General features: G+C 64.9%; 27 protein-coding genes and 1 pseudogene. 8 read left to right on the top strand and 20 right to left on the bottom strand.

Annotated features, from left to right (window positions below; genetic code table 11):
• Window positions 1–265: 265 nt before the first annotated feature.
• The 3 genes from QJT78_RS37385 to QJT78_RS37375 all read right to left on the bottom strand — a co-directional run bounded on the left by QJT78_RS37385 (window position 266) and on the right by QJT78_RS37375 (window position 3,551).
• Window positions 266–1,120, bottom strand: coding sequence for a TorF family putative porin (locus tag QJT78_RS37385; RefSeq protein WP_157790436.1), 855 nt, complete (start codon window positions 1,118–1,120; stop codon window positions 266–268).
• An 83-nt stretch (window positions 1,121–1,203) separates the two neighbouring features.
• Window positions 1,204–1,887: a VIT1/CCC1 transporter family protein gene (locus QJT78_RS37380; RefSeq protein WP_157790115.1), complete on the bottom strand. Its 684-nt coding sequence runs from the start codon at window positions 1,885–1,887 to the stop codon at window positions 1,204–1,206.
• A gap of 173 nt (window positions 1,888–2,060) precedes the next feature.
• On the bottom strand, window positions 2,061–3,551 hold the full coding sequence (locus tag QJT78_RS37375; RefSeq protein WP_028150954.1) for a DHA2 family efflux MFS transporter permease subunit: 1,491 nt from the start codon (window positions 3,549–3,551) through the stop codon (window positions 2,061–2,063).
• A gap of 469 nt (window positions 3,552–4,020) precedes the next feature.
• Between QJT78_RS37375 and guaB the strand changes: the two genes are divergently transcribed.
• The 3 genes from guaB (at window position 4,021) to QJT78_RS37360 (ending at window position 7,219) form a co-directional block, all read left to right on the top strand.
• A complete protein-coding gene (gene guaB, locus QJT78_RS37370; RefSeq protein WP_028150953.1) occupies window positions 4,021–5,514 on the top strand; it encodes an IMP dehydrogenase in 1,494 nt (497 codons plus the stop codon).
• 225 nt (window positions 5,515–5,739) lie between these two features.
• Window positions 5,740–6,762 (top strand): NADP-dependent oxidoreductase, encoded by a 1,023-nt coding sequence (locus QJT78_RS37365; protein WP_038941947.1) that lies wholly within the window; start codon window positions 5,740–5,742, stop codon window positions 6,760–6,762.
• A gap of 160 nt (window positions 6,763–6,922) precedes the next feature.
• Window positions 6,923–7,219: a hypothetical protein gene (locus tag QJT78_RS37360; RefSeq protein ID WP_028150951.1), complete on the top strand. Its 297-nt coding sequence runs from the start codon at window positions 6,923–6,925 to the stop codon at window positions 7,217–7,219.
• Window positions 7,220–7,228: 9 nt separating this feature from the next.
• Here QJT78_RS37360 and QJT78_RS37355 read toward each other — a convergent pair whose 3' ends face one another.
• From QJT78_RS37355 to QJT78_RS37310, 10 genes are all read right to left on the bottom strand, one after another.
• Window positions 7,229–8,293, bottom strand: a complete 1,065-nt coding sequence (locus tag QJT78_RS37355; protein WP_038941946.1) for a LacI family DNA-binding transcriptional regulator — start codon at window positions 8,291–8,293, stop codon at window positions 7,229–7,231.
• 41 nt (window positions 8,294–8,334) lie between these two features.
• Window positions 8,335–9,363, bottom strand: coding sequence for a succinylglutamate desuccinylase/aspartoacylase family protein (locus QJT78_RS37350; protein WP_028150949.1), 1,029 nt, complete (start codon window positions 9,361–9,363; stop codon window positions 8,335–8,337).
• A 61-nt stretch (window positions 9,364–9,424) separates the two neighbouring features.
• Window positions 9,425–9,769 (bottom strand): RidA family protein, encoded by a 345-nt coding sequence (locus QJT78_RS37345; RefSeq protein ID WP_018645782.1) that lies wholly within the window; start codon window positions 9,767–9,769, stop codon window positions 9,425–9,427.
• Window positions 9,770–9,826: 57 nt separating this feature from the next.
• A complete protein-coding gene (locus QJT78_RS37340; protein WP_281460463.1) occupies window positions 9,827–10,624 on the bottom strand; it encodes a transporter substrate-binding domain-containing protein in 798 nt (265 codons plus the stop codon).
• Window positions 10,625–10,655: 31 nt separating this feature from the next.
• Window positions 10,656–11,384 (bottom strand): amino acid ABC transporter ATP-binding protein, encoded by a 729-nt coding sequence (locus QJT78_RS37335; protein WP_028150947.1) that lies wholly within the window; start codon window positions 11,382–11,384, stop codon window positions 10,656–10,658.
• On the bottom strand, window positions 11,371–12,021 hold the full coding sequence (locus QJT78_RS37330; RefSeq protein WP_028150946.1) for an amino acid ABC transporter permease: 651 nt from the start codon (window positions 12,019–12,021) through the stop codon (window positions 11,371–11,373). The genes QJT78_RS37335 and QJT78_RS37330 overlap by 14 nt, the downstream gene beginning before the upstream one ends.
• Before the next feature lie 10 nt (window positions 12,022–12,031).
• Complete coding sequence (locus QJT78_RS37325; protein ID WP_028150945.1) at window positions 12,032–12,691, bottom strand: amino acid ABC transporter permease; 660 nt, start codon at window positions 12,689–12,691, stop codon at window positions 12,032–12,034.
• 13 nt (window positions 12,692–12,704) lie between these two features.
• Window positions 12,705–14,000, bottom strand: coding sequence for an amino acid deaminase (locus QJT78_RS37320; protein ID WP_038941944.1), 1,296 nt, complete (start codon window positions 13,998–14,000; stop codon window positions 12,705–12,707).
• A gap of 141 nt (window positions 14,001–14,141) precedes the next feature.
• Window positions 14,142–14,984: a metallophosphoesterase gene (locus tag QJT78_RS37315; RefSeq protein ID WP_028150943.1), complete on the bottom strand. Its 843-nt coding sequence runs from the start codon at window positions 14,982–14,984 to the stop codon at window positions 14,142–14,144.
• 70 nt (window positions 14,985–15,054) lie between these two features.
• Window positions 15,055–15,669 carry a hypothetical protein gene (locus QJT78_RS37310; protein WP_028150942.1) on the bottom strand — a complete coding sequence of 205 codons (615 nt, stop codon included), beginning with the start codon at window positions 15,667–15,669 and terminating at the stop codon, window positions 15,055–15,057.
• A gap of 167 nt (window positions 15,670–15,836) precedes the next feature.
• On the opposite strand from QJT78_RS37310, the gene QJT78_RS37305 reads away from it, so the two are divergent.
• Together QJT78_RS37305 and QJT78_RS37300 are read left to right on the top strand one after the other, a co-directional pair.
• Window positions 15,837–16,211, top strand: coding sequence for an MAPEG family protein (locus tag QJT78_RS37305; protein WP_028150941.1), 375 nt, complete (start codon window positions 15,837–15,839; stop codon window positions 16,209–16,211).
• 111 nt (window positions 16,212–16,322) lie between these two features.
• Window positions 16,323–17,621, top strand: coding sequence for an RsmB/NOP family class I SAM-dependent RNA methyltransferase (locus QJT78_RS37300; protein WP_028150940.1), 1,299 nt, complete (start codon window positions 16,323–16,325; stop codon window positions 17,619–17,621).
• Window positions 17,622–17,860: 239 nt separating this feature from the next.
• Here QJT78_RS37300 and QJT78_RS37295 read toward each other — a convergent pair whose 3' ends face one another.
• The 3 genes from QJT78_RS37295 to QJT78_RS37285 form a co-directional block, all read right to left on the bottom strand.
• Window positions 17,861–18,070, bottom strand: coding sequence for a cold-shock protein (locus QJT78_RS37295; RefSeq protein ID WP_008141931.1), 210 nt, complete (start codon window positions 18,068–18,070; stop codon window positions 17,861–17,863).
• Window positions 18,071–18,337: 267 nt separating this feature from the next.
• Complete coding sequence (locus QJT78_RS37290; protein WP_028150939.1) at window positions 18,338–18,670, bottom strand: DHCW motif cupin fold protein; 333 nt, start codon at window positions 18,668–18,670, stop codon at window positions 18,338–18,340.
• A gap of 83 nt (window positions 18,671–18,753) precedes the next feature.
• Entirely contained in the window at window positions 18,754–19,929 is a 1,176-nt protein-coding gene (locus QJT78_RS37285) for an MFS transporter (RefSeq protein ID WP_244433202.1), read from the bottom strand.
• 189 nt (window positions 19,930–20,118) lie between these two features.
• Between QJT78_RS37285 and QJT78_RS37280 the strand changes: the two genes are divergently transcribed.
• The gene (locus tag QJT78_RS37280) at window positions 20,119–20,571 is read left to right on the top strand and encodes a helix-turn-helix domain-containing protein (RefSeq protein WP_028150937.1); all 453 of its coding nucleotides are present in this window, start codon (window positions 20,119–20,121) and stop codon (window positions 20,569–20,571) included.
• 292 nt (window positions 20,572–20,863) lie between these two features.
• On the opposite strand, the gene QJT78_RS37275 is transcribed toward QJT78_RS37280, so the two are convergent.
• Window positions 20,864–21,235 (bottom strand): nuclear transport factor 2 family protein, encoded by a 372-nt coding sequence (locus QJT78_RS37275; RefSeq protein ID WP_028150936.1) that lies wholly within the window; start codon window positions 21,233–21,235, stop codon window positions 20,864–20,866.
• A 149-nt stretch (window positions 21,236–21,384) separates the two neighbouring features.
• Between QJT78_RS37275 and guaA the strand changes: the two genes are divergently transcribed.
• Both guaA and QJT78_RS37265 read left to right on the top strand, forming a co-directional pair.
• The gene (guaA, locus tag QJT78_RS37270) at window positions 21,385–22,983 is read left to right on the top strand and encodes a glutamine-hydrolyzing GMP synthase (RefSeq protein ID WP_038941942.1); all 1,599 of its coding nucleotides are present in this window, start codon (window positions 21,385–21,387) and stop codon (window positions 22,981–22,983) included.
• 219 nt (window positions 22,984–23,202) lie between these two features.
• A complete protein-coding gene (locus QJT78_RS37265; protein WP_049807394.1) occupies window positions 23,203–24,552 on the top strand; it encodes a site-specific integrase in 1,350 nt (449 codons plus the stop codon).
• Between the two features lies 1 nt (window position 24,553).
• Here the strand turns inward: QJT78_RS37265 and QJT78_RS37260 are convergent, their stop codons facing one another.
• The 3 genes and pseudogenes from QJT78_RS37260 to folD form a co-directional block, all read right to left on the bottom strand.
• Complete coding sequence (locus tag QJT78_RS37260) at window positions 24,554–24,784, bottom strand: AlpA family phage regulatory protein (protein WP_038941940.1); 231 nt, start codon at window positions 24,782–24,784, stop codon at window positions 24,554–24,556.
• A gap of 378 nt (window positions 24,785–25,162) precedes the next feature.
• Complete coding sequence (locus QJT78_RS37255; RefSeq protein WP_038941939.1) at window positions 25,163–25,489, bottom strand: hypothetical protein; 327 nt, start codon at window positions 25,487–25,489, stop codon at window positions 25,163–25,165.
• A gap of 56 nt (window positions 25,490–25,545) precedes the next feature.
• Window positions 25,546–26,431: pseudogene (folD, locus tag QJT78_RS37250) on the bottom strand (bifunctional methylenetetrahydrofolate dehydrogenase/methenyltetrahydrofolate cyclohydrolase FolD).
• Window positions 26,432–26,723 lie beyond the last annotated feature (292 nt).

The raw sequence follows: 26,723 nt of genomic DNA, 5'->3' as shown, positions 1-26,723 counted from the left end.
GTCAACGCATACAACGACAGAGCCGAGCCCTTCGTCTGGACCAAGAAAAAGGTCCGTCAACGCCGTTTCAAAGGCCGCCGTATCACTCAGCTCTGATTCCGGGTACTAGCGAAGTTCTATTCCGATCCGACTCACCCCGATCCCAACCTGCAGAGGATATTGCTGCAGCGAGCGATCAATAGCGGAAAGCTCGTCCTGACGGGCGACGCGCTCGGGCTGGGTGTCGTGTTCTCCCGCATATTGCCGCCGACGGTGGTTCCCTAAGTTAGTTGAACGCAAACCAGACCTTGGCGACGAATGTCGCGCCGCACCAGTTCGAGACCAGGCCGTCCGGGTTGGTGATCGGATTGGCGCGGCCGCCAGGCCGCGCATTTGGATCGCCTGTAAAGACGAAGCAGTTTTCCTTCGACAGATTGGTGTCGTAGTAGCGCAGATCGAGGTTGAGCGCCTTGTGCGTGAACGTCACGCCGGCCTGCCAGTTGAGATAGGCAGGCAGCGGGAAGCCGCCGAGTTGCGGGGTCTGGTTGCCAAACCAGGAATAGCCGGCGGCGGTGGTGAACGACACGGTCAGGTTCTTCAGCAGAAGCCGCTCCGGCACGTCGAAGCCGACTCCGGCCGCCACATATTGGCTCCAGGCGCCGGTGTTCGAGACGCTCGGAGAATAGGCGTAACCGCCGGCGACGCGGACCTGATCGCCGATGCGTCGATCGCCGCGGACCACGACCTCCCAATAATTGATGCCGTTGGTCTCGCCAGGAAGTCTTTCACCGGGATAGGCGAAATAGGTCGCCCCAAGATCAAAATCGATCGTGGCAATCTGCGGGCGCATGCCGGCGGCAAAGGTGAGTTCGGCGGCCGGTTGGGTCGGCAGCTTGACGGTGGCGACCGTTGTGCCGGCGTAGAGCGGTCCCCATCTCGTCTCGAAGGCGGCGCCGGCCGCGGGGCCATGATCGGACAGCGTGGTCCCGCGATAGATGTAGTCGGATGCAAGCCCCGCGCGCGCGCTGAATTCGAGCTCGTCGGCAGGCGTTGCGTGGGTGGTGTCGGCCGCCGACCAACCGCGGTTGCCGAGGCCGAGCGCCCCGGCCGAGGATTGGGCCAACGCCAAACCGCCGGTCATGGGTGCAAGCCACAGTCCGGCCAGCGCGGCAAATAAGGCGCCGCTTGCACCCCGAAACGATGTTTCGTGTCGCCGCAAGTCGATCATCCTCCCAGAGCGACCGCGATGCCAACCAGCGTACTACCGACAGCCACCATCGCAAGTCCCGCCACCGAAGGCCGCAGCCCGCTACGAACCCCGAACACGTAACCGCAACAGAACAGCATCACGATGGCGACGGCGTAGGAGACGCGCAGCGCCAGTCTGGCGTCGCTCAAGAACAGGAACGGGATGACCACCGGGAAGGTCGACAGGAAGCTCAGCAGGCAAAGGCCGAGCGCTCCGATCCAGTCGCGCTTCGTCAGCCCTGGACCGGGAGCCGGCTCAGGCAATTGTTGCAACCGTTTCCGCATCGATTCCAACTGCTCTACGGGCAGCATGGCCGACAGTTCCGGCGGCAGCGCGTCGGCAATGACGCGGCGCGCTGCTTCGGGATCCGGCGCCTTCCGTATCGCGCGGAGGGTCAGAACCTTGTTTCCCCGGTCATTGATGCGCGCCAGCAGATAAAGACCGCCGTCAACGATGCCCCAGGCGAGATTGCAGCCGAGTGCGCCGATCAGCATTGTTTGAATATTGATATTGGTCCCGGTCGCGACACCAAGCGAGCAGATGAAGGTAAGGGCCATGATCAGCCCGAACAAGGTCTCCGAGATCCGTTCCATCGGATCAAGTACGTCCCCGAACGGAGTATCCGGTCCCAATAGAGCCATGGCCTGGTCTTCGATCACCGTTTGCAGGTGTCATCGAGGCTCATGTCCGGCTTTCGCTCCTTGAGCTAGGTCAAGGCGGCTGGGCTCGAGTGCTGGGCCGACCGGCCGGCGGACGCCGCCCGTGCCCACCACATCGTGGACGATTTTACGACGTCGGGTTCTGACCGACGTCGCTCGGGCCTGATAGCGCTTTACCCCAACCTTTGATCCCGCACGTCCTGCGTATCTTCCGTCGCCGTCTTGACGGCGGCGGTCGCCGCGCTCTTTGCGGCACCCTTGCGGCTGGCGATCTCGACCGCCTTGCGGCCGGAGATCTCGTGACCGGCGTCGGCGGGCATCTGCCAGAAGAACCAGCTCGACGCCGCCGAAGTCAACGCGATCACGACGAAGGCCGGCGCGAACACGGTGGCGTCGATCTCGCTGACATGGTTGAACCACATCGTCGTTTCTACGCAGGCCGCGCCGACCGCGACGCCGGCGGAGACCGCGAGCTGCTGATTGACGCTGACCAGCGTGGTGGCGCGGCTCATCTGCGCGGTCTCGACGTCGGCATAGGCCACCGTGTTGATCGCGGTGAACTCCAGCGAGCGGAAGAAGCCGCCGACCACCAGGATCACCATGATGATGAGCAGCGGCGTCGTCACCGTGAACAGCGCGCAGACGCCGAGGAAGAACGCGCTGACGACCGCGTTCACCGTCATCAGGTTGCGGAAGCCGAAGGTGCGGATGATGCGCGCGGCCAGCGTCTTCATGCCCATGGCGCCGAGCGAGGAGGCGAAGGTGACGAGGCCGGAATGGAACGGCGACAGCCCGAAGCCGATCTGCATCAGCAGCGGCAGCAGGAACGGTAGCGCGCCGATGCCGAGCCGGAACATGAAGCCGCCGAAAACCGCCGCGCGCAGCGTCGGCAGCTTCAGCAGCGAAAAGTCCAGCACCGGCGAGCCCGTCCGCCGCGCGTGCAGGACATACAATGTCATCGAGATCGCGCCGCCCACGACCAGGGCCGCGACCGTGCTCCAGGGCAGAAGGTTGAGCCCGGCGACGGAGAGACCGAACGCGATGCCGGCGAGGCCAACGCCCGCGAGCACCATGCCGTAAAGATCGAACGGTTCCCGCGTCTCGCTCTTGATCGGATCGATGAAACGCAAGGCCATGAAGATGCCGAGCAGCCCGATCGGAATGTTGATCAGGAAGATCCAGTGCCATGACGCATAGGTCGTGATGAAGCCGCCGAGCGGCGGGCCGATCACGGGACCGATGAGGGCAGGGACCGTCACCCATGCCATCGCGTTGACCAGCGCGCTCTTGTCGACCGAGCGCAGCAGCACGAGGCGTCCGACCGGCGTCATCATCGCCCCGCCCATGCCCTGAAGGATGCGCGCGAATACGAAATCGGTGACGGAGGTCGAGAGCGCGCAGCCGATCGAGCCGACCATGAACACGCCGACCGCGATCGCGAACACCATGCGCGCGCCGAAACGGTCCGCAGTCCAGCCGCTCGCCGGGATGAACACCGCGAGCGACAGCAGATAGGAGGTGATGGCAAGCTTGAGCGTCAGCGGGCTCGTGCCGATGTCGGCCGCGATCGCGGGCAGCGAGGTGGCGATCACCGTCGAATCCATGTTCTCCATGAAGAGGGCGGTGGCCACGATCAGCGGAATGACGCGTTGCTTGTCGACCATGACGGATTGGTAATGAAAATCAGAAGGAAAGGTGGACTTGCGGCTTATCACCGCCGCTCCGCCGGGACCATTGCGGATCAACGCATAGCACCTAAATCCTGCGTAACAACGGTGTGACCCTCGACGGCGAGTGCACGCGCTCCCTCGTCATTCCGGGGCGCGCCCCTTGGTGGGCCCGGAATCCATCGGGCCCCAGAGACTGCTGCGGGATGGATTCCGGGGTCGCGACTTCGTCGCGCCGGGGAATGACGAGGGGGGCCGCCACCCGGCCATCCACGCCGAATTTACTTAAAAGGCCTGTGCATGGCTGGCCGGCGGTCCGATTTGCTTTGATTCGTCGCGTGGCCGTGCTATCGACCCGCGTCAACCCCACCGATGGGCTCCGATTCTCCGGCGATGCCGCAAGGCACGCTGAGGGCGGCGCTCATCCATAGCTATTTGCGGCAGGGCCGCAGGAAGGAGTTGGCAGATGGCCACGGTGCAACTTCAAGGCATTCGCGAAGCCTTTACGTTCGACGACGTGCTGTTGAAGCCGGGCCTGTCGGACGTCATGCCGGGCGAGGTCGACATCCGCTCCCGCGTCACCCGCGCCATTCCGCTCAACATCCCGATCATGGCGTCCGCCATGGACACGGTCACCGAAGCCCGCATGGCGATCGCCATGGCGCAGGCCGGCGGCCTCGGCGTCATCCACCGCAATTTCGACCCCGAGGGGCAGGCCGCCCAGGTCCGGCAGGTCAAGCGCTACGAGTCGGGCATGGTGGTGAATCCGCTCACCATCAGCCCCGAGGCCACGCTCGACGATGCGCTCAAGCTGATGAGCGACCACGGCATCTCCGGCATTCCCGTCGTCACCGGCGCGAGCAAGAATACGCCCGGCAAGCTGGTCGGCATCCTCACCAACCGCGACGTGCGGTTTGCCACCGACCGCCGGCAAAAAGTCTCCGAGCTGATGACGCATGACGGCCTCGTCACGGTCCGCGAGAATGTCAGCCAGGACGAGGCGCGGCGGATGCTGCACCAGCATCGCATCGAGAAGCTGCTCGTGGTCGACGAGCAATATCGCTGCGTCGGCCTGATCACCGTCAAGGACATGGAGAAGGCGGTCGCCCATCCGCTCGCCTGCAAGGATGCCCAGGGCCGCCTGCGCGTCGCCGCCGCCACCACCGTCGGCGACACCGGTTTCGAGCGCACCGAGCGGCTGATCGATGCCGGCGTCGATCTCGTCGTCGTCGACACCGCGCACGGCCATTCCCGCCACGTGCTGCATGCGGTCAACCGCATCAAGCGTCTGTCCAACTCCGTGCAGGTCGTTGCCGGCAACGTCGCCACCACCGAGGGCGCGCAGGCGCTGATCGATGCGGGCGCGGACTGCATCAAGGTCGGCATCGGCCCGGGCTCGATCTGCACCACGCGCATCGTCGCCGGCGTGGGCGTTCCCCAGCTCACCGCGATCATGGATGCGGTGGAAGCTGCAAAGAAGTCCGACATTCCCGTCATTGCCGACGGCGGCATCAAGTTCTCCGGCGACCTTGCGAAGGCGCTCGCCGCCGGCGCCGACATCGCCATGGTCGGCTCGCTGCTCGCCGGCACCGACGAGACCCCCGGCGAAGTGTTCTTGTGGCAGGGCCGTTCCTACAAGGCCTATCGTGGCATGGGCTCGGTCGGCGCGATGGCGCGCGGTTCGGCCGACCGCTATTTCCAGCAGGACATCAAGGACACGCTCAAGCTCGTGCCTGAGGGCATCGAGGGCCAGGTGCCCTACAAGGGCCCGGTCGGCAACGTCATGCACCAGCTCGCCGGCGGCTTGCGCGCCGCGATGGGCTATGTCGGCGCAAAGGACATGAAGGACCTGCACGACAAGGCCCAGTTCGTCCGCATCACCGGCGCGGGCCTGCGCGAAAGCCACGTCCACGACGTCACGATCACGCGCGAGAGCCCGAACTATCCGGGCGCGGGTTAGCCGCTCCGCATTCGGCTGCGCGTCGGTTTCGGCGCGCTCGCCTCAATGACGGTGTCATTCCCCGCGAAAGCGGGGAATCCAGTACGCCGCGGCTTCTCGATTCAATCACAGCTGCCTCTGGAATACTGGATCGCCCGCTTTCGCGGGCGATGACAGCGAATGTTGGGATTTGCTTCATCCCCGCGTTCCTCCTAAATGACTGCAACAAGCAGCCCGGAGGAAGCCATGTCCCAAGCCAAGCGCATCGTTCTCGCCGCACGTCCCGTCGGTGAACCCAAGCCATCCGATTTCCGCATCGAGGAATTCGCGATTCCGGCGCCCGGCGCAGGTGAAGTCCTGCTGCGCACGATCTGGCTCTCGCTTGATCCCTATATGCGCGGGCGCATGAGCGACGGTCCGTCCTACGCAGCACCTGTGCCGGTCGGCGGCGTGATGGAGGGCGAGGCGGTCAGCGAGGTCGCGGCCTCCAACAATCCTGATTTCGCCAAGGGCGACATCGTGCGCGCCCGTACCGGCTGGCAGTCGCACGCGATCTCGAACGGCAAGGGCCTGATCAAGGTCGATCCGAAGCTCGGTCCGATCTCGACCTCCATCGGCGTGCTCGGCATGCCCGGCATGACCGCCTATACGGGCCTGCTCGACATCGGCAAGCCGCAAGAGGGCGAGTCCGTCGTCGTCGCCGGCGCTTCCGGCGCAGTCGGCTCGGCTGTCGGGCAAATCGCGAAGATCAAGGGCGCGCGTGCAGTCGGCATCGCCGGCGGCAAGGACAAGTGCGACTACGTGGTGAAGGAGCTCGGCTTCGATGCCTGCCTCGATCACCGCGAAGCCGATTTCGCCGCGAAGCTGAAGTTTGCCTGCCCGAAGGGCATCGACGTCTATTTCGAGAACGTCGGCGGCGCCGTGTTCGAGGCGGTGTTCCCGCTGCTCAATCCGTTCGCGCGCGTGCCGGTCTGCGGCCTGATCGCCCATTACAACGACACCGAGGCCAAGCCTCCGAAATGGGCCGCAGCGATGATGCGCGCGACCCTGACCAAGCGGCTCACCTTCCGCGGCTTCATCGTCTCCGACTTCGCCAACCGCCATGGCGACTTCCTGCGCGACATGTCCACCTGGGTCCGCGACGGCAAGGTCAAGTACAAGGAGTTCGTCACCGAGGGCCTGGACAGCGCGCCCGGCGCCTTCATGGGGCTCCTGAAGGGCGCCAATTTCGGCAAGCAGCTGGTGCGAGTGGGGCCTGATAAAGCTTAGCTGCAAGGCCTAGTTGCAAAAGCGTCACACGCCGGACATTGATGGTTAACAAAGAGTGACCGATCGGCCACACCTGCCCGCAAAAGCCGCAGGTGTGACCGTCGGTTCATTGACGGCTGAGGGAAGGCATTGAATCATCGCGCATATTTTAGGTGCTGCGATGTTAGAGATTGGTATTTTCAGCGTAATCCTTCTGGCTGCCGGCTATTGGGCGACCCTGTTCGTCATGGGCCGTCGCGACGACGTCATCCATGGCAAGTTCGTCCACGTCGACGATGAGGGCGATTTCACGCCAGCCGCGATGCCGGCGCCACCACCGCCATTCCCGAAACGTCCGGGCAGAGCTGCGCAGCCTGACAAGCTCCAGCCTGCGAAGGCGGAGGCGAGGCCGGTGAACAGCGATGCGCTGCAATCGCTGCTGGCTGCGATCCAGCAGGATCTCAAGACCATCGCCTGATCCGCAACCTCAGACGCTGCCGCGCTCGACCAGGAACAGCTCGACGGCGAGCCGCTGCTCGGCGCGCGGCGTGCCTGATAGCCGCGCCAGAAGCAGTTCGCCCGCGATCCGCCCCACAGCCGCCGCATCGAACGAGATGGTGGTGAGACCGGGCGTGATCTGATCGGCGACGTCGTTGTCGCCGAAGCCGAGCAGCGCCAGATCGCGCGGCACCGACAGGCCGCGGGCGCGGGCCTCGATCAGCGCGCCGGTCGCAAGCAGATCGTTGGCGCAGAACACCGCATCGACATCGCCGCCGCGTTCGAGCAGGGCGGTGAAAGCCGCGCGGCCGTCGACGAGGCCCGTGATCTCACCGACGCCGATCTCGTGGACGATCTCGAGGCCGAGCTTTGCCGCCGCGTTACGAAAACCGTCGCGGCGGAGTGCGCCGCGGCCGCTGCCGCGTCCGATGAAGGCGACGCGGCGATGTCCGGCTTCGGCCAGCCTGCGCGCCGCCATCGCGCCGGCATCCGCATTGGGGAGGCCGACCAGCATGTCGATGGGGTCGCGCGGAAACGCCCAGGTCTCGATCACGGGAATGCCGAGCTCGAGCAGCGCGGCACGATTCTCCTCGAGCTCGATCACGCCGGTGAACATCACCGCTGCGGGGCGGATGCCGCGCAGCGACTGGATCATCGCGACTTCCTTGGCATAGGAGTAGGAGGTCTGGCCGACCAGCACCTCGAAGCCTTCCGGCTCCAGCGTGGCGGCGAAGCTGCGCACCGCAAGGCCGAACTGCTGGCTGAGAATGTTGGAGACGAAGGCCATCACCACGTTCGAGCGCCCCGAGCGCAGCGCGCGCGCATGCGGGTTGGAGGCGTAACCGGTCGCCTCGATCACCTCGAGGATGCGCTCGCGGGTCTCGCGATTGACCTTCTCGGGGTGGCGCAGCACCCGCGACACCGTGATCGGCGCAACGCCCGCGCGCTCCGCGACCTCCTCGATGCGCGGCGACCGCCCGCTCGCGCTGGTGCGGCCGGGCGGCGCTGGAATGCGCATAACGTCGTCATAGGTCGGCTTTGCCGGATCGGTCATCGAATCCCGAGTGTAATCGCAGTCGGTATCGTCTCCAAAACTCAGCGCGCCGGCAGCTCGTCGCGCGACAGCGCGCGGCCGACCTGGACCAGGCAGTCGCCGCTCTGGCTGTCGGTGTGCAGGCGCTGCGAGATCACGATGCCGTCGGCGGGGAAGCGCAGCACCTCTTCCGGCAGCTCCGGGCGCTCGAAATCATGATACCAGCCGGCGACGTCGCCGGCCGCAACGCGCGTGCCGACCATGACGGCGGGCTCGAACCAGCCGCGCCGCGTCGCGAACACCGCCTGCGCGTGGCTTTGCAGCGCCAGCAATTCGGTGGCGCGCTCGATCGGCGCGTGAGGGCCCAGCACCGGCGCCTGGACGAGGCCGAGCGCGAGCAACAGCCGATCGACCGCGCGTGCCGTGAGCGCCATGGTCTGCGGCGTGACGGTGCCGCCGCCGCCGAATTCACCGGAGAGCCCGATCGCGCCGGCGCGTGCGGCCGCTGCCATCGAGGTCGGAGCGGTCGCGCCGTTTTCGGCGACGAAGGCGAAGGGCATCCCCAACCCCTCCATCAGGCGCAGCGCGTGGCCGATCATCTCGGGCGTGCCCTGCCGCTCGATCAGCGCGCAAGGCACATGCGCCATCGAGGTGCCGCCGGAATGGATATCGAAGACGACTTCGTGCCGCGGAAATAGCTCGTGCTCGAGGAAGTGCGCAAGCCGGAATGTCGGCGTGCCCGCGGCATCGCCGGGGAAGGCGCGGTTGAGATTGCCCTCGTCGAGCGGCGAACGGCGCCGCGCCGCCATCACGGCCGGCCAATTGGCGAAGGGCAGGATGGTGATCTCGCCTTTGACGTCCTTTGCATCGAGCCGGCGATACAGCCGTGTCAGCGCGATCTCGCCCTCATATTCGTCGCCGTGATTGCCGGCCATCAAAAGCAGCTTTGGCCCGGCGCCGTTCTTGATCCGGAAGATCGGGATCTTGAGCTGGTAGTAGGGGGAGCGATCGATCGAGAAGGGAATGCCGAGATGGCCCGACCATTTCTGGTCTTTCTCGAAATCGATCTCGTGGAAAAGTCCGGTATGCATGGCTTGCCTCGCGGCCGCGCCGTCGCCGGCGCCGGCCAAAGGTTGAAAGGATGGCGGCGCCCTAGAGCAAGGCGACCGCGGTCATCTCGACGCGCAGGTCGGGATCGGCGAGGCGGGCTTCGACGCAGGCGCGGGCCGGCGGGTTGGCCGGATCGATCCAGGCATCGTAGACCGAGTTCATGGTGTCGAAGTCGGTGATATGAGGCAGGAAGACGTTGACCGCGATTAGCTTCGACCGGTCGGAGCCGGCTTCCTTCAGCAGCGCGTCGATCTTGGCGAGCACCTGCTGGGTCTGCGACACGATGCCGGCCTTGCGGTCGTCAGCGACCTGGCCGGCGATGTGCACCATACCGCCGGCGGCGACGGCCTGGCTCATGCGCGAGCCGACGACGTAACGTTTGATCATCTCGAAATTCTCCTCGTGAAGGTTGGCTCCCGCATGTTGCGGGAGCCGTGCGCGAGCTTACAGCGTCGGCAGCGTCTGCTCTTCCTTGAACCACTTCAGTTGCAACGCGCCGAGCTTGCCGTTGAGCTTATTGAAGAAGATGTCGGTGTTGATCCAGTTGAGTAGGTTCTGCTCGCCCTGGCGCACGCCGACATGGGCCGGCGACTGGCGGATCAGGAATTTCAGCTCGACCTCCTTGGTCGGGTTCTGGTCCTGCACCTTCAGCGCGATGGCGCTGTTCTCGGCAAAGGTATCGGCTTGTCCCGCGAGAAACGCGGCGAGCGCGGCGGGCGTATCCTCGAAACGCACCAGTTTCACCTTCGGCGCGTTGTCGGTGAGCCAGACGTCGAGCGTCGAGCCCTTGGCCACCGCAACGCTGCGGCCGTCGAGATTGTCGGGCTTCTTGCCGGTGGCGGCCAGAATTGCCTTGGCGCCATAGACGCCGAGATTCACCACCGCGTAGGGCTGCGAGAACATCACTTGCTGGGCGCGCTCGGGCGTTGCGCCGAGGCCCGCGATCAGGATGTCGATCTTGTCGGAGAGCAGGCTCGGGATGCGCGCGGCGGCCGTCACGGGCACGAGCTCGAGCTTCACGCCCATGTCGGCGGCGATCAGCCGGGCGAGATCGGCATCGAGGCCCGCGATCTCGCCCTTGTCGTCCTTGAAGCCCCAGGGCGCGGCATCGGTCAGCAGGCCGACGCGCAGCTTGCCCGCGCCGAGCACGTCCTGCAGCTTGTCGGCCTGTGCGAGGGTGGGGGCAGCGAGCACGGCGAGCGCCGTGGCTGCGATCGCAAAGAGGGATTTTAGTGGTCTCATGGCTCTCTCCTGATCGGGGATTGGTGGATGGTTATTTGGCGGACGCGATGAAGCTGGCGAGCTCGGGGGTTTCAGGATTGGCGAACAGTTTTGCCGGCGGGCCCTGTTCCCAGACGCGGCCCTGATGCATGAAGACGATGCGGTTGGCGACGTTGCGGGCAAAGCCCATCTCGTGGGTGACGAGGATCATGGTCATGCCCTGCTTCGCCATCGCCTCCATCACCTTCAACACTTCGCCGACGAGCTCGGGGTCGAGCGCGGAGGTCACCTCGTCGAACAGCATGAGGTGAGGCGCCATGGCGAGGCACCGCGCGATGGCAACGCGCTGCTGCTGGCCGCCGGAGAGCTGCTCCGGCCAGGCGTCGATCTTGTCGGCGAGGCCGACGCGGGTCAGCACATCTTCCGCCAGTGCACGCGCTTTCGCTTTGTCGCTGCGGCCGGTGAGGAGCGGAGCCAGCGTGATGTTGCGCTCGACCTTCAGGTGCGGAAACAGATTGAAAGCCTGGAACACGATGCCGACGCGCTGACGGAATGCCTTCAGGTCAGGCATCCCAGCGTGGACCTTCTCGCCCTCGACGCGGATCTCGCCGGAATCGACGCTCTCCAGCGCATTGATGCAGCGGAGCAGCGTCGACTTGCCGGAGCCGGAGCGGCCGATGATCGTGACGATCTCGCCTTCCTCGACGTCGAGCGAGACGCCCTTGAGCACCTCGACCTTGCCGAAAGTCTTGTGCACGTCGCGGATTTCAACGAGGGCCATCGAGGCGGGCCTCCAGAGAGCGGGACCAGAGCGTGAGCGGCAGGCACAGCGCGAAATAGATTGCAGCGACCAGCGCGTAGGTGAGCAGCGGTTGGAACGTCGCCGCGCTCACTACCTGGCCGGCGCGGGCAAGCTCGACGAAGCCGAGGATCGAGGCGAGCGAGGTGCCCTTGATGAGCTGTACCAGGAAGCCGACGGTCGGCGGCAGCGACAGCCGCAGTGCTTGCGGCGCGATGATGTGGCGGAATTGCTGCCAGGCGGAGAGGCCGAGACAGGCGCCTGCCTCCCATTGCGCCTGCTTCACCGCCTCCAGCCCGCCGCGCCAGATCTCGCCGAGGAAGGCGGCGGTGTAGAGCGTGTAGGCGACGGTGACGGCAACGAGGGCCGGCACCTGGATGCCCAGGAACAACGGCATGCCGAAATAGAAGAAGAACAGCAGCCCGAGCAGCGGCACGCTTTGGACGATCTGGATGCACGCCGCCATCGTCCAGCGGAGCCCAGCGAAGCGGCTGATGCGGCCCGTGGCGAACGCCAGCGCCAGCGGCGCACCGAAGGCGAGCGCGAGCACGACCAGCGCAACTGTCCAGCGCAGCGCCGCGAACAGCGAGACGAAATCGATCAGGGTGAAGGATCGCATCGCCTTGTCCTCAGCGTCGCCGCGGCCAGCGGAAGGCCGCCAGACCGATGATGGCGAACAGCGCCTTGAACGACATCGCCATCGCGAAATAGACCACGCAGATCACCGCATAGACCTCGAAGCTGCGATAGGTGCGGCTCTCGATGAAGCCCGCGACGTGAAACAGCTCGTCGGCCGCGACCTGCGAGGCGAGCGAGGTGCCGAGCAGCAGCAGGACGAACTGGCTGGTCACGGCCGGATAGGCGTTGCGCAGCGCCGGCGGCAGCAGGATGTGGCGGAACACCTGCCAGCCCGATAGCCCAAGGCACTGGCCGGCCTCGATCTGGTTCTTCGGCACGGAGTCGAGGCCGGCGCGGATGATCTCGACCGAGTAGGCGCCGAAATAGAGCGACAGCGCGACGGCGGCGGCTTCGAACGCCGGCAGCTTCAGGCCGAAGTTCGGCAGCACGAAGAAGACGATGAACATCTGGATCAGCGACGGCGTGTTGCGGAACAGCTCGATGTAGCCGCGCACCAGCCAGCGCAGCGGCGTGATGCGGCCGTTCAGCGCGACCGCGCCGGCAACGCCGATCAGGAGTCCGGCCAGCGCCGCGATCACCGTCAGCTCGAGCGTGACGATGGCGCCGTCGATGAGCTGGTTCTGATAGCGCCACAGCGGCAGGAAATTCATCGGGCGCGCCGCCTCAGCCGAACTGGGTGGGGAGGACGCGCGTCACGACGCCGTCGGCGTCGAGGCTGAGGATGACGCGCCAGCGGTCGAGGCAGGTGCAGGGATGCGAGATGCCGAAGGCGATGATGTCGCCGACCGCAAGCGTGCCATCGGGCGCGACGGACAGGAATGCATGCTGGTCATTGAGACGGGTGACCGACAGGGTCTCGGCGAGCCCCTGCTGCGCGACGCCGTCGCGGAAGACGCGCAGCGGCACCGGCAATCCCTGATCGAACGAGGCATCGCGCATGCCGAAGCCGGCGATCGCGAGGCCTGCCTCCGGTCGCGACAGCACCTCGGCCCAAAGTTTAAGCGCAGGTTGGAAACCCGCGGCCGCTGAGTGCCGTGCGCCGTCGATGACGAGACCGCCGCGACGGTCGAGCTCGGCGAAAGCGCGCGCGTAGATGCCGTGATCGGCGAAGAACACGGCGCCTGAGCGCAAGAGGACGCTGGCGTTGCCGTCGGCCTGCGCGCTTGGTGCGAGTGCGCGGGCGACGACGTCGAAATAGGCGGAGCCGCCGGCGCTGATGATCAGCGGCCGGTCCGGGGCAGCATGACGTACCAGCGCGAAGGCCGCGATGGTGCGTTCCATCAGCGCCGCGATCGCGCGCATCGTCTCGTCGGGATCGGGCGTTGCGACCGCGCCTTCGTAAGTGGCCACGCCGCCGAGCAGGAGGCCGTCGGCCGCGAGCACGGCGGCAATCGTCGCTTCGACCGTGGCGCGATCGCGCGCGCCGGCACGGCCCGCGCCGAGCTCGACCAGCACGGACAATTCGCTGCGGCCCGCAATCCGGGCCCCTTCCGCCAGTGCTGCGACCGCCGCTGGTGAATCCGCGAAGGCGTGGAATTCGACGTCGGGATAGGCGCCGAGCAACGCGCCGAGCCGCCGGCCGGCCGCGAGCCCGCCGATCTCATTGGCCAGCAGCAGGTGCCGCTCGCCATGGGCGAGCAGCACGGCAGCCTGCTGGATATTCGCGACCGTCGTGCCCCAGGCGCCGGCCTCGCGCAGCGACCGCGCGAGTTCCGGCGACATCGGCGTCTTGGCATGGGGCGCAATGGCAACGTCGGAGCTCCTGCACCAGCGCAGGAAGAGGTCGCGGTTGGCCGCGAAGGCGGCTTCATCGAGGGTGAGGGCGGGCAGAGCGAGATCGCCGCGGCAAGGCTGCCAATCCTGGCCGGCGATCTCGTCGATCGGCAGGCCATCGACCAGGGGAATGCCCCGCGTGGTCGTTGAAAGACGTTGGCTCCCCCACCGGGACAAGAACTGCATCGTCGCTCCCTCAGCGGCTCCTCGACCGCTCGGGAACGATATGCCGGAATGACAACGTTGTCATTAAGGCATTTTAGCCAAATCCGGCGCGAATTCGATGCAATGAGGTATCTTGGTAAGGTGTTGTGCCCACGAATTGGGCTAGTGCTCGCCGCCCATCTGGACGAGCAGCTCCTCGATATCGACATCGACCTGGCCGGCGGCCCTGACGTGACGAACTTCAAAACCGTTCGGCCGGAAGCGGTATTCGACGAGCCCGACTTCCTTGATCGCGATGCGGTCCTGGCGCGCGTCGTTGATCCTGAAGCCGGCCGACGGCGCCCAGACATGGCGGGTGTGGCGCCAGGTGAAGTCGCGCCGCTGGTGCACGTGGCCGCTGGCGATGAGACGCAGGTCCACAGTCGAGAACATCTCGATCAGGCGCGCGCGTGCCGGCTGCGGCACGTAGCGGATCGAGGTCTCCGGCGTCTCGGGGTCGTCGGGCAGGTTGAGAAACATCGGCTTGTGCACGAACAGCGCGATCGGCCTGCCGTTGATGCGCGCCATTTCCCGGGACAACCAGTCGAACTGCTCGGCCTCGAAGGCGAGCCCGGAATTCATCACCAGCGAGTTCAGGCCGATGAAGTGCCAGCCGGCCGCTTCGAACGACCAATGGTCCTCGCCGATGATGTCGCGGAATTGTTGGCGGTGCTTTTCCTCGACCGGCGGCTTGGGCGCAGGCCCGATCGCGGTTGGATTGTCGCCGATGTCGTGATTGCCGGGGAGGTAGCGGCAGGCGACGGGCAGGGCGGCGTGCCGGCTCTTGGCGAATTCGACATCGTCGCGACTTGTCGGCCCGTCGAAGGAGACGTCGCCGGTGTTGACGACGAGGTCGGGTCTATCAGCGTCGATGTGCTCGCTGACGCGATCGAAATTTGCGATCAGGCCGGGGAAGCGCCGGCCGAGATGGGTGTCGGAAATCTGCGTGAGGCGAAATTCGGAGATGGGATCAGCATACGCGTTGTCGCACGTCGGAACGATGACGGCGCGGGCATGCATCGCGATGAAACAAAGTTTAAAGCACGCGATAGCGGATCGTGTAGGCGTCCTGCGGCGCGCCGCTGCCGGTTGCCGGCGAGGCTATGCGGTCGGCGAGGTGCCAGGGTCCGAACTGCTCGGACCGGTGCGGCTCGGCGGCCAGGCGGAGGCGGAATTCGAACGTGCCCTTGCCGGGCAGGTTCACGACCAGTACGCGGTCGGCGGTGCGGTGGTTGAGCGCCACCGCGCCGCGCAGCACGGAGCGGCCATCACCGAGCTCGCGCACGCCGTCGACCAGTGCCAGCGTCTGGTTGCGGTCGGTGTGCAGCTCGATCTGGCTGTCGGACACCGCCGTCAGCGTTTCCTTCGGCATGCGGATCTCGAACTCGACCGCCGGCTTGGACGGGTTGAGGCCGAGATAGGCCAGCGCGGCGTGGCGCATGTCGTAGGCGGCGAAGGCAAACAGGGCGAGGGCGGCCAGTGTGGCGAGACCATGCCTGATGACGTCGCGCCAGCTCCGGTAGCTCAGGCGGAAGTACACCGTCATCGCCAGCGCGACCGCGAGCGCCGCCGCGATGCCTGCCAGCGCCGACATCAGGACGCCGAGCCGGCCGTCCGCGGATTCGGTCAAAAGGCTGGAGAGGGTGTTCATGTCCGTCTCTTGGCGCTAGCTCGCCTTGCGGCCCTAGGGGCCGAAATCGCTTTAACTATCGGCCTTTGGTCGCGGCACCTGGAACACCGGTTCAACTCGTTGATTGTCAGCGCCAGCAGTCGCGGCTAATGACGGTCCGCGGTGTTCCGCCTTACGGGAAAGTTCCGATGTCCATCCAAATGGTTTTGCTGCCTGTCTTCGTGCAGGTCGGTCTCACCTTCGCACTCCTGATCGGAATGGCGCTGGCGCGCCGGCGCTCGCTGGTTTCCGGCGAGACCAAGAGCCGCGACATTGCGCTTGGCGAGCAGTTCGAATTGCCGGTGCTGTTCTACGCGCTGATCGCCCTGGCGCTGCCCTTGCGCCACGCCGATCTCTTCATCGTGCTGATGTCCTGGGTGTTCGTGGTGACGCGCTTTGCCCATGCCGGCGTGTTCGTCTCCTCCAACGATCTCGGCCGGCGCTCCACGATCTGGCTCGCCGGCGTGCTGGTGCTGTTCGCGATGTGGATCTACTTCGCGCTGAAGATGCTGTTGCTGATCTAGGCGCGCGCGTGATCCGGACCCGGAGGGCCGCGTTAGCGCAAAGTGGATACCGGTTTTCCGACAAGATCATGCGCAAAACAAAAATAGCCATTCCTGACCTGAAAGATTCAAATGACTCCCGCTGCCCGGCTGTCCGCAGCCATCGAACTGATCGACACCATCGAGAAGGACCGCGTGCCCGCGGCCAAGGCGCTCAAGGAGTGGGGCACCGCGCACCGCTTCGCCGGCTCCGGCGACCGCGCCGCCATTGCCGGCCTCGTCTGGGACGTGCTGCGCCGCTATGCCTCGAGCGCCTTCCTGATGGACGCCGACACCGCGCGTGCGCGGCTGATCGGCATGCTCCGCCTCGAACGCAACATGGACGCGGCCACCATGGGCGCGCTGTTCGACGGCAGCCGGTTTGCACCGGCGCCGCTGACCGAGGCCGAGCAGGCCGCGCTGGCCTCGCGGTCCCTCAAGGACGCACCGGCTGCGATCGCCGGCGACTATCCGGACTGGCTCGACCCGTACTTTGCAAAAGTGTTCGGCGAGGAGCGCGCCGCGGAGGCGGCTGCGATGGCGAGCCGGGCGCCGCTCGATTTGCGCGTCAACACGCTAAAATCCAATCGCGACAAGGTGCTGCGCGGGCTTGCTCATCTTCATGCGGAACCGACGCCATGGTCCGCAAACGGCCTGCGCATCGAGCTTTCGGCCGATGCGCGCAATCCCGGCCTCCAGGCGGAGGAGGATTTCATCAAGGGCGCCGTTGAAGTTCAGGATGAGGGATCGCAGCTTGCGGCCAGCTTCACCGCTGCAAAACCCGGCGAGCAGGTGATCGATCTCTGCGCCGGCGCCGGCGGCAAGACGCTGGCGCTCGCGGCCTTGATGCAGGGCAAGGGCCGGCTGATCGCCACCGACAGCGACAAGCGCCAGCTTGCGCCGATCCACGAGCGCCTGTCGCGCGCCGGCGTCCACAATGCCGATGTCCGCACGCCCAAGGGCGAGGCCGATCCGCTGGCCGACATCAGCGGCACCGCCGACCTCGTCGTGATCGACGCGCCCTGCACGGGAACCGGCACGTGGCGCCGCAATCCCGACGCCAAATGGCGCATGCGCCCCGGCGCGCTGGAGATCCGTCTGCGCGATCAGGCCGAAGTGCTGGAGCGCGCCGTGCCGCTGGTCAAGGCCGGCGGCCGCATCGCCTACATCACCTGTTCGGTGCTGGCGGAAGAGAACGGCGAGCAGGTGAGGGCGTTCACCGCACGCCATCCCGAATTCGCGATCGTGCCGCCCGAGCAGACCGCGAGCGTGCTCTGGGACAAGGCGGAGGATTTCGCAAAGGCCGCGCTGCAGTCAGACGAAGGCTGGCTGATGACACCGCGCCGGACGGGGACGGACGGGTTCTTCGTCTCGGTGCTGAAGAAGACGTAGCTCTCGTATTGACCCTTGTAGGGTGGGCAAAGCGAAGCGTGCCCGCCATTCGTAGTGAGAACACCCAAAGATGGTGGGCATGGCGCGCGAAGAGCGCGCCTTTGCCCACCCTACGGCACCGGTTGTGCCGCGGCCCGGTTCTCGACCCCCCAAAACAAAAGCCCCGCGAACCGAAGCTCGCGGGGCTTTCCAACTCGACGTTCTGCCGGTACGTCCGTGGTCAGAACGATGCGTGGGCGTTAGCCGACGCGGAGATTGTCAGCCGACGACTTGCCGCTGCGGCGGTCGGCGACGATGTCGAACGAGACCTTCTGACCCTCGTTGAGGGAGGAGAGGCCGGCGCGCTCGACGGCGCTGATGTGAACGAACACGTCCTTCTGGCCGTCATCCGGCTGGATGAAACCATACCCCTTTTGGGTGTTGAACCACTTCACGGTGCCCATAGCCATGGGAATTTCCTTTAGTTAGTTAAATAGAGGATACGCACGTGGACCGGTACGCGGAATTGCGCCCATGATCCTGTTCAGTCGATGTTTGGAGAAGTCATCTGAAGCGTGCGCGCTCGTCTGAAACGAAGCGAAGCGGCCCAGTCGTTCGGCCAAGTATCGATGATCACAATATAGCGAGAATTTGGGGCTACTTCAAGGCAGTACCCGTGGGCCGGTATGTCGCGTGGCTTTGCTATTTTGCGGTGCAAATAGGGGCCGCCGCGCGTTTCAGTCGACGATGAAGAGCGTCGCGCCGGTGGCCGTCGAGGATCGGTGCGCGGCGTCGCCGAAGTCCGAGACCTGGTAGCTCATCCCCGCGGTGAGCTTGAATTTCCGCCCGTCGCGCAGCTCGCTGTCGAGTTCGCCCTTCAGCACGTAGAGCACGTGGCCACGGTCGCACCAATGGTCGGCGAGATAGCCCGGCGAATACTCGACCATCCGCACCCGGAGATCGCCGATATTGAGCGTGCGCCACAGCGCTTGGCCGGTCTCGCCGGGATGCGTGGTCGGCGCAGCCTTGCTCCAGTCGGTGACGGTGAAGGGGGAGGTCGGGAGCTTCATCGTGGAATCCTGTCTCAGAGCCGGCGGGCGCAGTGCTAGCGCACGAATCCGCGCAAGTCTTCAGTCCAGATTCCGGTGAGGCGCTAGCGCGTCGCCGCACAGCCGGCCGGCGCTTCGATCCTGCTGGCGGTGATGACCCAGACCAGCAGCGCAGCGGCGCTGGTTCCGGCGCCGAGTATGCAGACGCCGCTCCAGCCGGCCGCGGCATACACGATCGTCGATGCGATCGCGCCGGTGGCGCTTCCGATCGAGTAGAACACCATGTAGCCGCCGACGAGGCGGCTCGCGGCATCGGGGCGCGCCGCGACCATCAGGCTCTGGCTGGTCACGTGCACGGCCTGGATGGCAAAATCGAGCATGATCACGCCGGCAATGAGGAGCCAGAGCGAGGTTTGCAGGCAGGCGATCGGGGCCCAGGCCGCCAGCATCAGCAAGAGCGAGAGCCCGGTGTTGCGCTGGCCCCATCCGAGATCGGCGAGGCGGCCGGCGTTGCGGGCGGCGAGCGCGCCGGCGACGCCCGCGATCCCGAGCGCCCCGATCGATGTGTGGGACAATGCGATCGGAGGCGCGGAAAGCGGCAGCACGATCGCGTTCCAGAACAAGTTGAGATTGGCGAAGATCAGGAACGCGAACAGGGCGCGCTCGCGCAGGATCCGCTCCTCGACGAACAGCGCGGCGGTCGAGCGGAGCAGCGCCAGATAGGCGACCCCGGTCAACGCCGTCCGTCGGCCGTGCGGCAGCACGCGCAGCAGCAGCGCCGCCATGGCGAGCATCAGGCCGGCCGAGACGAGATACACGAGGCGCCAGCCGCCGATATCGGCGAGCGTGCCCGAGGCGAAGCGCGCGAGCAGGACCCCGGCCACGACGCCGCTCGTCACCGTGCCGATGGCCCGGCCGCGCTCCGGCGGGCTTGCCAGCGTCGCGGCAAGAGCGACCAGCACCTGAATGACGACGGCGAGCATGCCGACCAGCGCCATTCCCGCGAGCAGGACCGCGGCATGCGAAGCCGTGGCGACAATGAGGAGGGCGATGGCCGACAGCGTGGTCTGGCCGACGATCAGGCGCCGGCGGTCCCAGAGATCGCCGAGCGGCACGATCAGGATCAGGCCGAACGCGTAGCCGACTTGCGTGATGGTCATCACCATGCCGATTGCGGCCGGCGCGATGCCGAAATCCTGCGCCATCGCATCCAGCAGCGGCTGGGCGAAATAGATGTTTGCGACGCTCAGGCCGCAGGTCAGCGCGAACAGCAGCGCCATCGGGCGCGACAGCCCGCGCCCGGCGATCTCGCCGGCTTCGCCTGGGCCGGCGACCGCAAGGTCCTGTCCCGAGTCTGCCCGCACATCCTCGTTCGTCATCGTCATCTCCGGCATTCGATCTGGTTCTATAAAAGGACCAGTTGCGCGCGGCGCTGTCCAGTCTTATTTTAGGACCAGTTGGGAGGCGCCATGAAGCGGACCGGTTTTGCCAAGGTTGAATGCCCTGTGGGGCGGGCGCTGGATGCGATCGGCGACTGGTGGTCGCTGCTGATCGTGCGCGACGCGTTCGACGGGCTGCGCCGGTTCGGCGATTTCCAGAAGAATCTCGGCATCGCCAAAGGCATGCTCAGCGCGCGCCTGCACAAGCTTGTGGAACTGGGCGTGCTCGAGCTGGTTCCGGCTTCCGACGGCAGCGCCTATCAGGAATATGCCCTGACGCGGAAGGGCCACGATTTGTTTCCGGTCGTCGTCGCCTTGCGCCAATGGGGCGAAGCCCACCTTTATGCGCGCGGCGAAGCGCATTCCGACCTGGTGGATCAGACGGGCCAGCCGGTCGGGCAACTGGTGCTGCCCTCACGCACCGGTCGGCCGCTGACATGGTCGGATACGAAGGTGCGTAAGGTCGGCGCACGCAAGCGCTGACGGTGCGGGGCTTGTGAGCGCACGCTGTTGCCCCGGTCTCCGTCATTGCGAGCGCAGCGAAGCAATCCAGAATCTTTCCGCGGAGACAGTCTGGATTGCTTCGCTGCGCTCGCAATGACCCGTGTGGAGGCACACTCGCGCCCCATTCACGCTGTCATCGCCCGCGAAGGCGGGCGATCCAGTATTCCAGAGGCCGCGCCGTGATGCGGAGAAGCCGCGGCGTACTGGATTCCCCGCCTTCGCGGGGAATGACAGCGGTGGTTAAGGCGACACCGTCGAATGTAGCAAGCCTTCAATGCACCAAATGGTTCGCCGACCCCTGCACGATCAGCCCCGCATCATTCACCCGCAGATACTCGCAGATCCGCTTGCCCCGCTCGTTCTCGTAAAACACCACGACGCTATCAGGGCTGACGAACAGGTCGATCACGCTGAAATGCAGCTCCGGCAGCAGGGCGAGCGCCTTGCCCCAATACGCCCGCAACGCGTCCTTGCCGCGCACGGTGCCGCTGGCATCGAACCCCATCGCGGGGATGCGGTCGGAGGTCATCACGGTGTCCTCGTCGTAGAGCGTCAGCACGCGCTCGAGATCGCGCGCGTTCCAGGCCTCGACCCAGGTCCGGCCGAGCGCGGCGAGCGTTGATGGCTGATGATGCTGTGACATGGCGTTCTCCCTGATTGCCCTCTGTTTGGCGTGTGGGGCATATTAGGTCAATAATACTTACCTATATTCGTTTGTCCATGCCCAAAGAAGAATGTGGGCGCGCGTATCGCGCGGTTGCGGGCAGGGGCACGGTCGCGTATTTGCTGGCCATGACAGCAGCACAGAACGACCGCTCCGCGTCGACGCCCTCGGTGGCCTCGGCGCACGACAAGATTCTCATCGTCGACTTCGGCAGCCAGGTGACGCAGCTGATCGCGCGTCGCGTGCGCGAGGACGGCGTCTATTGCGAGATCGTCCCGTTCAACAAGGCCGAAGAAGCCTTCAAGGAGATGAAGCCGAAAGCGGTGATCCTCTCCGGCGGCCCCGAGTCGGTGCATGAAGCCGGCTCGCCTCGCGCCCCGCAGCTGATCTTCGCCTCCGGCGTGCCGGTGCTCGGCATCTGCTACGGCCAGATGACCATGGCGGAGCAACTCGGCGGCACGGTCGAGGGCGGCCATCACCGCGAGTTCGGCCGCGCCGATGTCGAGGTCAAGGCGCCGAGCAAGCTGTTCGAGGACGTCTGGTCGCCCGGCGGCAAGAACCAGGTCTGGATGAGCCATGGCGATCGCATCACGAAGATGCCGCCGGGCTTCTCGGTGGCCGGCACCTCGCCGAACGCGCCGTTCGCGATCATCCAGGACGAGACGCGCAAGTACTACGGCCTGATGTTCCACCCCGAAGTGATGCACACGCCCGACGGCGCCAAGCTGATCCGCAATTTCGTCCGCAAGATCGCTGGCCTCTCCGGCGACTGGACCATGCGCGCCTTCCGCGAGGAGGAGATCGCGAAGATCCGCGCGCAGGTCGGCAAGGGTAAGGTGCTCTGCGGCCTCTCAGGCGGCGTCGATTCGGCGGTCGCGGCCGTCTTGATCCACGAAGCCATCGGCGACCAGCTCACCTGCGTGTTCGTCGATCACGGCATGCTGCGCCTCGACGAAGCCAAGACCGTGGTCGACCTGTTCCGCCACCACTACAACATCCCGCTCGTGCACGTGGATGCCTCCAAGCAGTTCCTCGGCGAGCTTGAAGGCGTCACCGACCCCGAGACCAAGCGCAAGACCATCGGGCGCCTCTTCATCGAGGTGTTCGAGGCGGAGGCCAAGAAGATCGGCGGCGCCGACTTCCTCGCGCAGGGCACGCTCTATCCTGACGTGATCGAGAGCGTCTCCTTCACCGGCGGCCCCTCGGTGACGATCAAGTCGCACCACAATGTCGGCGGTCTGCCCGAGCGCATGAACATGAAGCTCGTCGAACCCCTGCGCGAGCTGTTCAAGGACGAGGTGCGCAAGCTCGGCCGCGAGCTCGGCCTGCCCGAAATCTTCGTCGGCCGCCACCCGTTCCCGGGCCCCGGCCTCGCCATCCGCTGCCCCGGCGACATCACCAGGGACAAGCTCGACATTCTGCGCAAGGCCGACGCCGTCTATATCGACCAGATCCGCAAGCACGGCCTCTACGACGACATCTGGCAGGCCTTCGCCGTGCTGCTCCCGGTCAAGACGGTGGGCGTCATGGGCGACGGCCGCACCTACGACTACGTCGTGGGCCTCCGCGCCGTCACCTCAACCGACGGCATGACCGCGGACTTCTACCAGTTCGACATGAAGTTTTTGGGAGAGACCGCCACGCGCATCATCAACGAGGTGAAGGGCGTGAACCGGGTGGTCTATGACGTGACGAGCAAGCCGCCTGGGACGATTGAGTGGGAGTGAACTAGGGTGGTTTCAGACCATCCTGTGCCGTCCCAGAAATCGCACGAACACTCTGACTGACAAGGATTATTTTTCCCACCCCGTATCGCTGCATGTCACCCCAGCCCGGCCACTTTGTTGGTAGCGACGTTGGTATGGCGCAGGATGGTCGAGAAACGGGCTTTCGCTACCAACAGACCCTTTGTTGGTATCGGTCGCCCCCTGACCGGATGCAGATTTATGGGCGATCTAACTGACAAAGAACTGAAAAATCTCAAGCCGAGGGCCAAGCTCTACAAGGTGACGGATCGCGACGGGATGCACGCGGCCGTTACGCCGACCGGGGTCATTTCGTTCCGGTATCAGTACCGGGTGAACGGGCGACAGGAGGTCTTGACCATCGGCCGGTATAGCGCCGAGGCGGCTCGCACGCTGACACGAGCGCCCGAGGCACTGGAATACGGGATGGATGTTTCGCTTGCGGAGGCGAGGACGCTGCTGGCGCGAGCCCGGCGACAGGTCGAGCGAGGCGAGTCGCCTTCGAAAGCTAAGGTCGAGAAGCGTACCGCGTCAGCCGAGGCGGTCACCTTTGGCGGTTGGGCGGAGGCGTATTTCAAGCACAAGGCCGATCCTAAGTCGGGGGCAGAAAGACTGGCCGACAGTACGCTGGCGATGCGCCGCTCCGTCTATGATCGCGCCATCGCAGGCGACTTGTCGAAGCTCAAGCTGGCGGAGGTGACACCACAGCGGATCAAACGTCTGTGCGATGAGGTCAAGGAGAAACGTGGGCCGGCTGTGGCCGTGCATGTCCGCGAGGTCGTGTTGCTGGTCTTCCGCCACGCGCAGGGATGCGGGCTGGATGTCAGCAATCCAGCCGAGTCGATCCGCACCAGTGCCATCGCGACGTTCAAGCCGCGCGAGCGCGCCTTGTCGCCATCCGAAGTTCGCGCGGTCCTGACGGCGTTGGATCACGTGGCGGCGGCGCCCACGCTACGCTCAGCGGTGAAGTTTGTCCTGCTGACCGGCGTTCGCAAATCGGAGTTCATCGACGCCACTTGGAAGGAAATCGACTTCGCCGCCGCGCGCTGGACGATCCCGGCCGAGCGTATGAAGGCTGGCAAGGCGCATGTCGTCCCGCTCAGCGATCAAGCGCTCGACATTCTGACGGCCTTTCGCACCATGTTCGGCGTCAGCCGATACCTCCATCCTGGCCGGTACGACGGCGATACGCCAATAAGCAACGCCACGCTCAATCGGGTGATCGATACGGCTGTGGAGCGTATCCGCGAGGACGACCCGGACTTTCAAAGCCTCGGCGTTCACGACCTGCGCCGCACGTTTTCGACAGGCCTGAACCGCGCCAAGTTCGATGATCGCTGGATCGAGATGAGCATGGCTCACTCGCCTCGGAACCGTATCGCTGCTGTCTACAACGTGAACCGCTACCTGACCGAACGGAAAATCATGCTTCAGTGTTGGGCCGACATGCTCGATGCCTGGGTGAAGGGCGAGTCTGCTAGGGAGCTGATCGCCGACGCAAAGCAGCGCGCAGCCGAGATTCATGACGACGAGCTGGACGACGATTTGTGAACTACGCGCTCCTCGCGCGCATCGTCTCCGTCATCACCTCCGGTGGCCGCCAGTCGGTAGGATTGGCGACCCAACAATCGATATCGGATTCATGCCAACCGGAGCCGTTCATGCTGATTCTTAGCTGGGCTGGGAACGTGCCCTCGGCGATCTTGCGGTAGATGGTGGAGCGGCTGAGACCGGTGCGAGCGAGGACGGTTTTTAGTCGGACGATACGATCTGGTACGAGCATGGTCGTGCTGCCTCCTGCTGGATGCTCTTGAAACTGCAGAGACTAGACAGAGCGACGATTTGTCGTTGTGCAATAGATATTCAGTGATCGTAGTTGTCTGGCGTAGAGGAGGATAAAAATAGGCGGGTCTACAGTCCGAGGTCCGAGACACGGCCTATGCTGAGGGTGATGGATTGGCTAACGGTGAGTTCTGGAACTAGACTGCTGCCCGAGGCGATCTCGATGCCAAGGCCTTCTTGCGGCTTGGCCGCTCGACGGCGGCGGACATTCCGCACGAATGATCCTTCTCGGCTTTCAAAGCACCCCCATGGTCCTCCGCAGCCTTGCACTTTTCAAAAATGCTGAATTCTGAAGAGCATTTAAATTTTGAAAGTGTTGTCAGTCTCGTCGAACCAACTTTCCATCGACTAATTGGAGGCCTTCTTTTCCGTAGAGCGAGTCCTTCGTGACCGCATTCGCCTCGGCCTGCATCTCAAGCTTCAACGTATTTTTCTGCCCATCTGTCAGCAGACCAAAGTCGATTTCGGAAAGACCGTACTTCTGAAGGACGGCAGTCCTTGCCGCCCCATTCACGACGGCCTCAAAGGCCTTCGTGAAATCAGAATCTATCGGGCCGCCCCCTTCGCTCATTGGCCGCAAATATCGGTAGTCAGAGGCGCGCGTGGGCGAAATTGTGGTCTCTGGAATCTTGCTCGTGTCCACCATTGGCTTTCCTCTTCGTTACTGAATTAGACGTATCGGGCCTGGTTTCGATCGACTGGCTACCACAGCTTCAAATGCGGCATACCTTCGCGCGCATAGGCAGCGACGATCGTGTTATGCATCAGCGTGGTAATGGTCATGGGCCCAACACCGCCGGGAACTGGCGTGATCGCCCCGGCTTTTTCTGCGGCGGCTGCGAAGTCCACATCACCAAGAAGCCGCTTCTTGCCCTTCAGGATGGTTCTGGTGGTTCCTACGTCGATCACCGTGGCTCCCGGCTTGATCCAGTCCCCTTTGACCATTCCTGCTTGTCCCGCCGCCGCTATCACGATGTCGGCTTGGCGCACTTTGCCAGCGAGATCGCGCGTTCGAGAATGGGCCAAAGTGACGGTGCAATTCTCTCCAGTCAGCAACTGCGCCATCGGCTTGCCGACCAAAATGGAGCGGCCGATCACGATGGCATCAAGTCCGGTCAGATCGCTCAGCTCATTTCGGAGGAGCATGAGGCACCCGAGTGGCGTACACGACACCAGACCAGGCTGGCCGGCGACGAGACGTCCAGCGCTTTCGGGATGGAGACCATCCACGTCCTTCTCGGGCCTGATGGCGCGAATGACCGCGAACTCATCGATTTGCGCGGGCAGAGGCAGTTGGACAAGAATGCCGTCCACGAGATCGTTCGAGTTCAGGTCGTTGATGAGGCTTAGAAGCTCTTCCTGGCTAGTTTCTTCAGGGAGAATATGTTGCGAAACTCGCCATGCCTAGCTCGAGGGTCTTGAGCCCCTTGCTGCGGACGTAAATCTCGCTCGCGGGGTCGTTGCCTACAAGCACAACGGCCAAGCCGGGCACGCGTCCCGTTCGTTTTGCGAAGGGCGCCACAGCGATTGCGACCCGCTCCGCGAGACCGGCCGCGTAGGCCTTTCCATCAATGATCTTCGCGCTCATTTGAACTCCTTCCTGGCTCTGGACGCCCATGACCGGGCAGTCGAACTCGACTCTTCGACAACCAGCTCAGATACCCGCGCCGCGACTGGGTCAGTCAGCCCTCGAACTCTAAAATTGCCAGCTGGCTTTAGATCTCCAGCCGGGACACGGGGGCAGCAGGCCTAGTGGAACCTGATGACGTGGCTAGTACCCGGAATCAGAGCTGAGTGATACGGCGGCCTTTGAAACGGCGTTGACGGACCTTTTTCTTGGTCCAGACGAAGGGCTCGGCTCTGTCGTTGTATGCGTTGAC

Origin of the sequence: Bradyrhizobium sp. Mp27, assembly GCF_029953005.1 — a bacterium.
In the GTDB taxonomy this organism is placed as follows: Bacteria; Pseudomonadota; Alphaproteobacteria; order Rhizobiales; family Xanthobacteraceae; genus Bradyrhizobium; species Bradyrhizobium barranii.
The sequence above is the reverse complement of the archived record's forward strand: the minus strand, read 5'-3'. Positions and strand labels throughout refer to the sequence as shown.

Excerpts from the sequence above, each read along its gene's own strand:
- QJT78_RS37385 (WP_157790436.1), bottom strand. The coding sequence starts at position 1,120 with ATGACCGGCGGTTTGGCGTTGGCCCAATCCTCGGCCGGGGCGCTCGGC.
- QJT78_RS37375 (WP_028150954.1), bottom strand. The coding sequence starts at position 3,551 with ATGGTCGACAAGCAACGCGTCATTCCGCTGATCGTGGCCACCGCCCTC.
- guaB (WP_028150953.1), top strand. The coding sequence starts at position 4,021 with ATGGCCACGGTGCAACTTCAAGGCATTCGCGAAGCCTTTACGTTCGAC.
- QJT78_RS37365 (WP_038941947.1), top strand. The coding sequence starts at position 5,740 with ATGTCCCAAGCCAAGCGCATCGTTCTCGCCGCACGTCCCGTCGGTGAA.
- QJT78_RS37360 (WP_028150951.1), top strand. The coding sequence starts at position 6,923 with ATGTTAGAGATTGGTATTTTCAGCGTAATCCTTCTGGCTGCCGGCTAT.
- QJT78_RS37355 (WP_038941946.1), bottom strand. The coding sequence starts at position 8,293 with ATGACCGATCCGGCAAAGCCGACCTATGACGACGTTATGCGCATTCCA.
- QJT78_RS37350 (WP_028150949.1), bottom strand. The coding sequence starts at position 9,363 with ATGCATACCGGACTTTTCCACGAGATCGATTTCGAGAAAGACCAGAAA.
- QJT78_RS37345 (WP_018645782.1), bottom strand. The coding sequence starts at position 9,769 with ATGATCAAACGTTACGTCGTCGGCTCGCGCATGAGCCAGGCCGTCGCC.
- QJT78_RS37340 (WP_281460463.1), bottom strand. The coding sequence starts at position 10,624 with ATGAGACCACTAAAATCCCTCTTTGCGATCGCAGCCACGGCGCTCGCC.
- QJT78_RS37335 (WP_028150947.1), bottom strand. The coding sequence starts at position 11,384 with ATGGCCCTCGTTGAAATCCGCGACGTGCACAAGACTTTCGGCAAGGTC.
- QJT78_RS37330 (WP_028150946.1), bottom strand. The coding sequence starts at position 12,021 with ATGCGATCCTTCACCCTGATCGATTTCGTCTCGCTGTTCGCGGCGCTG.
- QJT78_RS37325 (WP_028150945.1), bottom strand. The coding sequence starts at position 12,691 with ATGAATTTCCTGCCGCTGTGGCGCTATCAGAACCAGCTCATCGACGGC.
- QJT78_RS37320 (WP_038941944.1), bottom strand. The coding sequence starts at position 14,000 with ATGCAGTTCTTGTCCCGGTGGGGGAGCCAACGTCTTTCAACGACCACG.
- QJT78_RS37310 (WP_028150942.1), bottom strand. The coding sequence starts at position 15,669 with ATGAACACCCTCTCCAGCCTTTTGACCGAATCCGCGGACGGCCGGCTC.
- QJT78_RS37305 (WP_028150941.1), top strand. The coding sequence starts at position 15,837 with ATGTCCATCCAAATGGTTTTGCTGCCTGTCTTCGTGCAGGTCGGTCTC.
- QJT78_RS37300 (WP_028150940.1), top strand. The coding sequence starts at position 16,323 with ATGACTCCCGCTGCCCGGCTGTCCGCAGCCATCGAACTGATCGACACC.
- QJT78_RS37295 (WP_008141931.1), bottom strand. The coding sequence starts at position 18,070 with ATGGCTATGGGCACCGTGAAGTGGTTCAACACCCAAAAGGGGTATGGT.
- QJT78_RS37290 (WP_028150939.1), bottom strand. The coding sequence starts at position 18,670 with ATGAAGCTCCCGACCTCCCCCTTCACCGTCACCGACTGGAGCAAGGCT.
- QJT78_RS37285 (WP_244433202.1), bottom strand. The coding sequence starts at position 19,929 with ATGGCGCTGCTGTTCGCGCTGACCTGCGGCCTGAGCGTCGCAAACATC.
- QJT78_RS37280 (WP_028150937.1), top strand. The coding sequence starts at position 20,119 with ATGAAGCGGACCGGTTTTGCCAAGGTTGAATGCCCTGTGGGGCGGGCG.
- QJT78_RS37275 (WP_028150936.1), bottom strand. The coding sequence starts at position 21,235 with ATGTCACAGCATCATCAGCCATCAACGCTCGCCGCGCTCGGCCGGACC.
- guaA (WP_038941942.1), top strand. The coding sequence starts at position 21,385 with ATGACAGCAGCACAGAACGACCGCTCCGCGTCGACGCCCTCGGTGGCC.
- QJT78_RS37265 (WP_049807394.1), top strand. The coding sequence starts at position 23,203 with ATGGGCGATCTAACTGACAAAGAACTGAAAAATCTCAAGCCGAGGGCC.
- QJT78_RS37260 (WP_038941940.1), bottom strand. The coding sequence starts at position 24,784 with ATGCTCGTACCAGATCGTATCGTCCGACTAAAAACCGTCCTCGCTCGC.
- QJT78_RS37255 (WP_038941939.1), bottom strand. The coding sequence starts at position 25,489 with ATGGTGGACACGAGCAAGATTCCAGAGACCACAATTTCGCCCACGCGC.